Genomic DNA, 8,705 nt, shown 5'->3' with positions numbered 1-8,705 from the left:
TCCTTGCCGAACGCCCTCATCTGGTACTCGGTAACGGCCTGGAACTGGGCCTCGACAATCAAGCGCAGCCGCTCCACCTCCTCCGGTGGCTCGCCCCTATCCTTGGCTTCGTGATATCTGCGCATCGCCTCCACAGCCTGCGCATAGACCAGATGATCAGGAAGGAGCACCTCATGGGGCTTAGGCATATGGACCTCGCGGGTCAGTGAATCGATTCCGGCAACTGGCCGGCTTCGAGCAGCTGGTAATCCACCACCGCGTGGTACAACGAATCCGCCAGCATCCGTAGGCGCTCCACTTCTTCCCAAGGTGCACCGCCAGCTTCAGCGTCACGGTGCGCCCTTATTGCCTCCAAGGCTTCGCGCAGCAACGGCTCGCCAGCCTTTGCCATGCCTTCTAGGGTACGTTTCACAAGCCGCTCCGCTTACTGAGTCAGAGCATTATAGGCCGCTTCGCATGTCAGTCCCGCAATTCGGGCGCGGTCATAAGCCTGCGCCAGCTCTCCCGCTCGTTCATCAGCCCGTGTGAGCAGGTCGGAGAGCACCATGGCGGCGCGGGTGGCTGCTTGGCCTCGGGCGACAGCAGCGGTATCCGTGCCGGGGCAACTGACGGTGGCGGCGAGCTTGGCGCTGTCGTCGCGCAGCCGCTGGCCAGCAGCATCGGAACCAGCAGCGCCAGCATCAGCAATCGTTCGTTCTTTCTGGGCATGGGCTCTCGCCTCCTCCTGCGCCTGGGCGCGTCGCTGTTCTTCTTGTCTGGCGCTGCGCTCGCCCAGCACCTCGGCCAGGCGGTCGCCGCTGTCTCGTTTTGCTGAGGCCTGGGCGGCCTGGGCGCGCTCCACCGATCGGCCGTGCTGGTAGGCGCAGTAGTGGGTCGCCAGCAGCACCAGTAGCGCCAGCGATCGGATGGCCCAGGAGGTCATACTGTCCCCCCGCCCAGCTGCTGCCACTTGGCCAGCAGCTTCTCCAACTTGTGCGGGTTCTGGCCGTAGTCGTTGCCGGGGAAGCTGGCCCAGATGTTCGAGCACTTGGCGATCGCCTGGGCGATGAGGCCTGCCTTGATGTCATCCAGCGCGCGGCGCTCGCGGATCTGCTGGATGGCCACGCGGTCTTGGTTCTCCGGCGTGAAGCCGCCCGAAAGGCGCAGACTGGTGCGGTAGGCGTCCCAGTAGCGCTCGAGCAACTGGTACCGGCCAGCAGCGGTGCTGGTCACCGGATTGCCGTTGATGGGGAAGGTCAGCCGGCGGCGAGGGTGGTCGCGGTAGCCGTTGAAGAGCCCGCCGCCGTACAGGACGTTGTAACCGTCATCGCTGCCGGCGACCGGCGCGGTACCTTCCGAGAAGGCGATCAGATCCAGAAACCGGAGCACGTTCGCGCCTCCGGCCTGGGCTTCGGTGAGTCTGGCCATGTTTTCTCCAGGCAAAAAAATACCGCCAGGTGGCGGTCGGTGGGTGTTCGGCCCGATTTAAGCGGGGATGGTGCGCTTGACGATAATCGGCGTGGGGTCCTCATCCGGGCGGAACACGACCTCGTCATGGGCGAGCAATGGCTCGGTGTATTCAAGGACTGAGCCGTCCTCTTGGATGGCGCGGGTAGCGTGAGCGACCTCGCGGTCGACGATCTCTCCGTCGATGCGGACTTTCATGGATTGTGTAATAGCGACTGACATAGCTGGCTTTAACTCACAGATGATCTAGTAGTTGGCTTATCGAATTTCGTGTATATATCAACATGCCAACCATACCTAAAGGAGCAAGCAATGGAATCCATTGAGATGTATCTGAGCATAATCGTTTCCACTATAGCGATTGCATCTGCTATATGGTCATTAATAAAGGCTCGAGTAGCAAACTCAAATGCCAAAGAAGCTTTAACCGCATCCATGACCATGAACAACACTATTGAGAGATTATCTCAGGAAATTAGCACAATAAATAAAAAAGCGGACCGCGACATTGTCGATATTCGAAACGAAATATCTAAGGTTGAGCAAAGAATATCTATTGGTGGAACAAAGAATGTTACGCTAAGTCAACTTCAATCATCTGGAAACAACGGAAACGGATTTGATATCAGAGGCTTATAGATAGCAGAGCCCGCGACTGCGGGCTCTGCCTATTTCTAGAAAAGGCGGGTCAAGACCTGTCCGTAGGCTCGATGCTCGATCGGTCCAGGGTGATTGAAGAAGTTCGCTGCTGAGAGTGACTCTGGCGCAAGCGGAATTCCACCGCCTGCTCCGTCCGTGAGGATGGTAGTGTCGCAGAATGCAGCGCCAGCTTCATAGGCTGCTGCCTTGAGCGCAGCGTTGGTGTAGTCCCAAGCCCCCTTCGACATAGGGTTCGCGACTGGGTTTGGTTTGGTGACAGCCATCACCACCACCTCCATTCCTGCACCTTTCGCGCGACGAATGATCTCTGCCACGTTCTTCTGAGTCTCCTTGGACCCAATCTCATTCATGCCAAAAGCCAGGATCATCAGATTCGCCTTCGTGGCCAGCACTGGCTCAAGGCGCTCAGGCCATAGGCCCTGCTGATCCCCAGTACCCGAGTGGGTCGAGGAACCGCCGAAGTTGAGGTACTCGATCTCGCTGCCGTAGCGAGCTTCCATATTGTGAATGAAGGTCCACACATAGGACTTCTTGACGTGTACCTTCCCTGCCCCGTCATCAAAGTCGAAGTAGTCCCAGCGCTCCCTGGTGTCTGGCTGCATGGCCTCCATGGAGCTACCAATATCCCGAACGGGGCCATTGGCGGTGTATGTGCCGCGCCCACTGCCGAAAGCTGTGATGGAGTCGCCGTAGGAGGCGATCTTGACCGGATCGCCGTCCGCCAACAGCGCCTTTACCCGACGAAGCGAGGCATCGTTATGCGCCTTCTCCGCTTGGCTTCCTGGACCTCCAGATGTAGGTCGGCCATCCACGAAGCGATACACAGGAACGACGGTTCGCTTGTCGCCGACCACATAGATAGTTGCAATAGCGAACTCGCCTTCCTTCAGCGGCGGAATGTAATCAGACGCATCGATGTCGCGAGTGGCGCCGTGACGGACGCCTACTGAGCCATCTTCTAGGGTAGCGTAAACCAGGTCGTAGCGCTCTTGAGTGTAGTGATAGGAAGCGCTGACTGCCCCGGTATAATCCGCGCCCATCAGCTTCCCGAAGTCGCGATCAGCGAAATAGTCCTTGCCTTCCTGCAGGGTCCGACCGTTGGCAGTGACCTTGAGGTCGGAGATTCTGCGATGGCCGATCCAAGGGTTTGGATTAAGCGCCCATACCGCATCGCTTCTGGCGTTCGTGATAACTATATCCTGTTCTTTAACCAGCCCACCACTTGTTGGCGGTATCTCGACAGAACCAGAAACTTTCATTTGCTCGCCATTATCGAGAGAAATGAATCCGTCAAAGCTAACCGAGCCTGCCGATTCCTTCAGCTTCAGATCCGTCTTATCAACTCCTACATCGCTCTGCGAGCATGCGCCCAGGCACAAGAGCGATGCGAAAACCAAGCTCCTCAAAGTGACGCCCTCCCTTATAGAGGGCGCACATTATCACAACCCACATCCTCCTTGCTTAGATGGCGCTTAGCGACTTGGCGTAAACCGTCCTGGTACTGCCGACCCGGTTGGTTACGGACAGCGTCGTGGCGTTCGCTGGGAAGATATTGAATGCGCTTGCAGTGCCAGGATCGACAGCGCCCACAACAACGTCGGCCGACTTGGCGATCACGACTGGAACCGCCGTACCAATAATGCTGAGCAATGCGTATGACCCCGTATCGGACACGAAGAACCAAAGTCCTCGATTGGGGTTGCTTCTCGCACTGAAGGTTCCTGTCGCGTTGTTCGCCACGGAAATCGTCTCTTGGAAGGTATGACCTCCAATCGACTGGTCGGTGACTCCCCGGAATATGGAGGTAATGCTGACGCGAAGGAACTGACCAGTGATTGGATTTCCCGGGGCATTGTTGAGGAAAATGTTCCGCAGAGAACCGCCTTCCTCCGAAAATGCGTAGCTGTGATTGCTGCCGACAATGATGTTCCCGTCAATGACGCAGTCAGTCGCCGACCGGAGCGTAACCGCAGATGCCGTCCCGGCCCCGGCTGCCACCGGAGAGGTCAGGATGTTATCCTTCACAACTACTCGCCGCGTGATTGTGCCGTTGCCGCCAAGGTATATCCCGGCAGCCGGAGCCCCCATTATCACGTTGTCAGCGATGAGGATGTCCTCGGCGGGAACAGAGGTAGTCAGGCCGCCCACTACCATGATGCCTCGATAGTCGAGGGTTGCAAGGGCGTCGGTTATATAGATGTTGTTGTTCGTGATAATGCAGTTCCGGGTCCACCCGGCGTAACTCGCGCCAGCGCCGCCGATCAGGATCGCAGGACCAACGCTACCGCCGGTGTGGTTGGTTGCCGCGGTGCTCATACGCAGGGTGTTACCGCTCACCGTTACGTTTTGCACAACGCTGGTTGCTCCCCAGCACTCCAGACCTATCGCTTCGCGCCAACTGTCTTCGAAGAAGTTGTCCTGAATTACGCCGCCATCTACGTTACCGAATGCAATCCCGAAGTTGTTAGGCTGGCGGATAGTACAGTTGACCACGCGCACCCGGCGAGACCGGTTGGTTGCCCAAGAGTTGAAGGGGCTGATCCCCAGCGCGCCGCCTTCCTGGCCAGTGTAAAAGCCCTGGATAACAATCCGATCAATCGTGAGACCATGAATACCACCAAGAATTATGCCGTTCTGACTTTTCGGCTCAGAGCGGTCGAGCACAAAATCCGAGAGTTCAATGTCGTACTGAATATCCGTGGCGCTCGACGTGATCATGCGGTTCACTGCATCTGCGAACCGCCCTTTAATTATCGACTTCTCACCTACGCCTTTCAGGTGCACGTAAGACTTGATGTCGATCGGCTCGCTGATGAATTTGGTGCCAGTTCCTAGCTGGAGCACACCTCCGCCATTTGCATTGACGTAGCTGATACCAGCAGCGATTGCGGGAGACCATCCCCAGGTGTTGTGATCGGGGCTTGGCTTGTCGGTCACAAGGTGAGCGAATTCCCAGATCGATACTTCCTGTCGGTTCAGCGCCGCCTGCATTGACTTGTCCGGCCCAACTGCCTGCCTTTCCCATCCCAGGGTGATCAAGCCTGCAGTCAGCGCCTGCCTCAGAGCGGCATCACCGACTGCTTGAAGCTTTGGCGCATCAGTGGCCCAAGTCCCGGTCAGGGTCAGCGGAATGTCGGCCGCATTCATGACCCGGTACAGTTCGCCATCCCGTTGAACGAGCTGCGTTTGCCGCTCAACGACTACGCCCGCGCCGTAGACGAGGTAAACCGACTCATACCCCTGTGCGATCAGGTAGTCGGTGACCTGCTGCATGATGCCGGCCCAGGACTTCAGCGGGACGCCAAGACGGTTCAGGTACTCGCTGAGCGGTCCGGTAACCAGCAGGTCGATGATTCCAGCGTTGTCATAGAGATCGCGCGGGTCGCTCGATCCATCGGTTCCAACCGGGTTGCCAGTGTTGTAGCGCATAGATTCTCCGGGCATTAAAAAGCCCGCTCAGTGACGGGCATGCTCGTATAGGTTCCGGTCAGGCCGGCGGGTCGTTGTCGTCGTCCAGATAGACGCGCTCGTCGTAATTCACAGCGGTGACGTTGCAGCTGACGGTGCCGCTCGGGTTGACCTCCTTGATCAGTGCCGGGTAGCAGAACTTGGCCTTGGGTCCGAACTGGAGCACGGGCGCGTCCATGGCGCTGTCCAGCACTGGCGCGAAGTCCAGGCTTGGGATGGTCAGGCGGTAGTCGTCGATTCGGGTGGCGACGTAGGGGCCGGATGCGCTGCCGTCAGGACGACGCAGGGCAATCCAGTGCTCGCCGCCGGCGGACCAGTTGAACGGCTCGGTGGAAACCAGCATGTGCTGGTCGCCCAACTTGGCGTAGCCCTTGAGCATGGCGCTCTGGCCATACCCAGGCGTTGTGTCGCCCAGCAGCGCATAGTCGAGGTACCCGCTGTTCAGTGCGTCCAGTTCCGTGGAGAAGCTGTAGCGCTTGCGCTGGTAGACCTGCATGCGGCGCCGCCGCATTCCGTAGCGCCAGGCCCTGGTCTCGTCGCCAACACCCTCGATGCGGACCTTCTCAGTCCGAAGGCCCAAATCCCCAGGCAGGCGGCACTCAACCGTCTCAACCTGCCAGGTCGTGCCGTCGGTGTACTCGACATCGACGCCGTCGAAGTCATCCTCCGTGACGTGCTCAGCCTCACGCTTGAGTGGCTTGGTCATGACTTGCGGGTTGTAGATGTGGTCGAACTCCGGCCCGCGCGGCTCGTCGCGCACTGGGCGGATCAGGCCGCGGTCGATTGTCAGTTCGGCGAATCCAGCCTGCAGGCACTCGATCATGCAGGCTTTGAGGGTGCTGGCCGAGTCGATGATTCGGTCGTAATGGTCGCCCCGGGCGGTCCAGATGGCCTGAAGGCGGTCCAGTTCGTCGAGGTCGATGTCGGAGTCACCATCCTCAACCGAGTAGCCCACGCTCTGCATCATGTACCCCATCCATGCGGCGATGTCGCGGGTTGCCTCTGGCGCGGTCCACGCGCCGTTGCGTCGAGTGCGCAGCTTGCGCGTGGCGATCACCGATACCTGGCTCTCCGACTGGGAAGCGATGCGGTTGCCGCCCTTGACCCGCAGGGCCAGCAGAGTGACTCCGGCATAGCTGGTCGGCGCCGGCAGGTTGGCGCGCAGGCCGTACCACTGGACGGTGTTCGCGTCTTGGGTGCTGGTCGACTTGGCGCCGATGCGCCGCATCCGAACCTCCGGGCGGATGTTTCCGGGGATATCCATGAACTCGGTGAACCCCAGCTGATCCAGGGTCTTCTGGGTGTAGGTCTTCTTGAACGAGGTCCAGGCGCCGGCCAGGGTGATGTCGCGATACTGCATCTCGACGGTCACCGACAGATTGTTCAGGTCGCCCTTCCCGCCCACATGCACCAGGCCTTGCGGGAAGAAGATGTCCCAAGCGATGCGCGATGTGGTGGTTCCTGCCGGGCAGGCAGGGAACGGGCCGGACCAGTCGCCTTCCTGCGTGGACCCGTCCAGCGTCAGAACGGCGACCGAGGTCGTCAGCGCGTCAAACCCTGGCCAGGTGGTGTCGTTGTCGCCGGCGGCGTTCATGCGCTCGACAGAGATCGAAGCCGTGCTGGCTGCCGTGATGCGGTAGCGCAGGCCGCGGAAGCCGATCCCCATGACCAAGCCAGTTCCGACCGCCAGGCCTGTGGCCGCGCCACCAGAAGCCCAGTTCAGGGTCATTTCATCAGGTGCGGTTCCCACGCCAGGCGTATAGGTGGCGACGGTGTAGTTGCCCGCGTTAGCGCCCACGATCTCGATCGGCATGCCCACGTACAAGGCGAACTGGTCGAGGTTGCCGCGGATGATGTCCCGTCCGGCGCCGCCGTCGATCACATCCAGGGGATAGCCGACCTCGATTCGCACGATCATGCCGGCGGCCCAGCCGTCCGGGATCTGGCCGGCACCGGTCGGCACCGTGATGGTCTTGCCGGCGAACTGGTACGACTGGGCGTCAGGCACGGGTGTTACGGCGTATGTGGCCTTCAGCTCGATGCCCGCGGTACCAGTCGATGTGGCGCCCACTTCCGGCGCCGAATGCCACCACTTGGCGGCCGTCTCGGCTGACAAGTTCGCCCCCGGCTCGTACAGCGTGAACTCTGCGTCTTCGCCCAGCGAGATTACCGGCGTTTCGCCGATCAGGATGCTGCTGACCGGAATGTCGTAGCTGCCCTTCCCCACCACCAGCAGCATCTCGATCCACTGCGAGCGCGGATCATCAAAGTAGCGATTCGGCGGCAGGGCGTAGTCCGGGTATGGCCGCTGCCGGCCTGCGATCTCGCGAATCACTGCGTTCAGCTTCACCTGGTTGCCCTTGACCGTGGCCAGGCCGAGGTCGTTGCCGCGCTTCGTGTTGCCGCCGCTGTTGAGCGAAGGCATCTTGGGCATAAGCGCGCTCAGCACCGCCTTGGCGCCGAACACCAGGGCCAGGGTGATCGAGAACGGATCGGTGCCTTTTGGCTCGCGGTAGATCTGGACGCTGTCCTCCGGCCCGAACTCAATGGTCGCCCACTGAGTCGGTAAGGCGCGCTCGCCGTTGACGAACACGCTCATCGGCAGCGCCGCCGGCTCGACCTCTTCCGGCAGACCATCATCACGGAACCAGGCCAGCAGGCTCTGGCGGCTTTCGACCTCGCGCACTTCGGCAGGCCCGGCAGCGAGCTTGTTGGGGTAGATTTCGATCATTCCCGGTCTCGGTAGTAGATGACGGTGTTGTGGTCGCGCTGCCACTGGGATAGCGGCAGGCAGCGGGCGCCCCGCGTGGGGTTGATTTCGAGGATCTTCAGCCGGCCTGCGCTCTCAACCACCAGGGCAACGTGCACGCAGATGTGCCCGCGCATGACTGCGGCGATCGCCCCAGGCTCAGGCGTGCACGGCTCCATGTGTTCGGCCTCAGCGCGGTATGCGCGGGTGAACTCCTTGGGGTCGGTGTTGCGCACATGGCCCCAGCTTGGTAGCAGTCTTTTGCCCATGTGCAGGTGGCGCGCCTCCCTTACCAGCCCCCAGCAGTCGTACATTTCCGGACCGCGAGCGCCATCCTCATACCTGCAGGACAGGTACTTGTTGATCCATTCCATAGGGGATG

At 60.3% G+C, this 8,705-nt stretch carries 10 protein-coding genes; 1 reads left to right on the top strand and 9 read right to left on the bottom strand.

Annotation, left to right across the window (positions count from 1 at the left end):
• From IAE37_RS28925 to IAE37_RS26435, 5 genes are all read right to left on the bottom strand, one after another.
• The coding region (locus tag IAE37_RS28925; RefSeq protein WP_236410181.1) for a hypothetical protein at window positions 1-188 on the bottom strand (188 nt) is incomplete at its 3' end.
• A gap of 14 nt (window positions 189-202) precedes the next feature.
• On the bottom strand, window positions 203-412 hold the full coding sequence (locus tag IAE37_RS26450; protein WP_201178400.1) for a hypothetical protein: 210 nt from the start codon (window positions 410-412) through the stop codon (window positions 203-205).
• A gap of 12 nt (window positions 413-424) precedes the next feature.
• Window positions 425-922 (bottom strand): DUF2514 domain-containing protein, encoded by a 498-nt coding sequence (locus IAE37_RS26445; RefSeq protein WP_201178399.1) that lies wholly within the window; start codon window positions 920-922, stop codon window positions 425-427.
• Window positions 919-1,407, bottom strand: a complete 489-nt coding sequence (locus tag IAE37_RS26440; RefSeq protein WP_201178398.1) for a glycoside hydrolase family 24 protein — start codon at window positions 1,405-1,407, stop codon at window positions 919-921. The genes IAE37_RS26445 and IAE37_RS26440 overlap by 4 nt, the downstream gene beginning before the upstream one ends.
• Before the next feature lie 57 nt (window positions 1,408-1,464).
• Window positions 1,465-1,644, bottom strand: coding sequence for a hypothetical protein (locus IAE37_RS26435; protein ID WP_201178397.1), 180 nt, complete (start codon window positions 1,642-1,644; stop codon window positions 1,465-1,467).
• A gap of 114 nt (window positions 1,645-1,758) precedes the next feature.
• Between IAE37_RS26435 and IAE37_RS26430 the strand changes: the two genes are divergently transcribed.
• Window positions 1,759-2,085: a hypothetical protein gene (locus tag IAE37_RS26430; protein WP_201178396.1), complete on the top strand. Its 327-nt coding sequence runs from the start codon at window positions 1,759-1,761 to the stop codon at window positions 2,083-2,085.
• 35 nt (window positions 2,086-2,120) lie between these two features.
• Here IAE37_RS26430 and IAE37_RS26425 read toward each other — a convergent pair whose 3' ends face one another.
• From IAE37_RS26425 to IAE37_RS26410, 4 genes are all read right to left on the bottom strand, one after another.
• On the bottom strand, window positions 2,121-3,503 hold the full coding sequence (locus IAE37_RS26425) for an SGNH/GDSL hydrolase family protein (protein ID WP_201178395.1): 1,383 nt from the start codon (window positions 3,501-3,503) through the stop codon (window positions 2,121-2,123).
• A gap of 64 nt (window positions 3,504-3,567) precedes the next feature.
• Window positions 3,568-5,535, bottom strand: a complete 1,968-nt coding sequence (locus tag IAE37_RS26420; RefSeq protein ID WP_201178394.1) for a right-handed parallel beta-helix repeat-containing protein — start codon at window positions 5,533-5,535, stop codon at window positions 3,568-3,570.
• 58 nt (window positions 5,536-5,593) lie between these two features.
• On the bottom strand, window positions 5,594-8,305 hold the full coding sequence (locus IAE37_RS26415) for a host specificity factor TipJ family phage tail protein (protein WP_201178393.1): 2,712 nt from the start codon (window positions 8,303-8,305) through the stop codon (window positions 5,594-5,596).
• Window positions 8,302-8,697 (bottom strand): hypothetical protein, encoded by a 396-nt coding sequence (locus IAE37_RS26410; RefSeq protein ID WP_201178392.1) that lies wholly within the window; start codon window positions 8,695-8,697, stop codon window positions 8,302-8,304. Before IAE37_RS26410 ends, IAE37_RS26415 begins: the two co-directional genes overlap by 4 nt.
• Window positions 8,698-8,705: the final 8 nt, after the last annotated feature.

This window comes from Pseudomonas sp. S31 (assembly GCF_016648105.1).
In the GTDB taxonomy this organism is placed as follows: Bacteria; Pseudomonadota; Gammaproteobacteria; order Pseudomonadales; family Pseudomonadaceae; genus Aquipseudomonas.
Note: the sequence above shows the minus strand (reverse complement) of the source record. Positions and strands in the feature narration are given on the sequence as shown.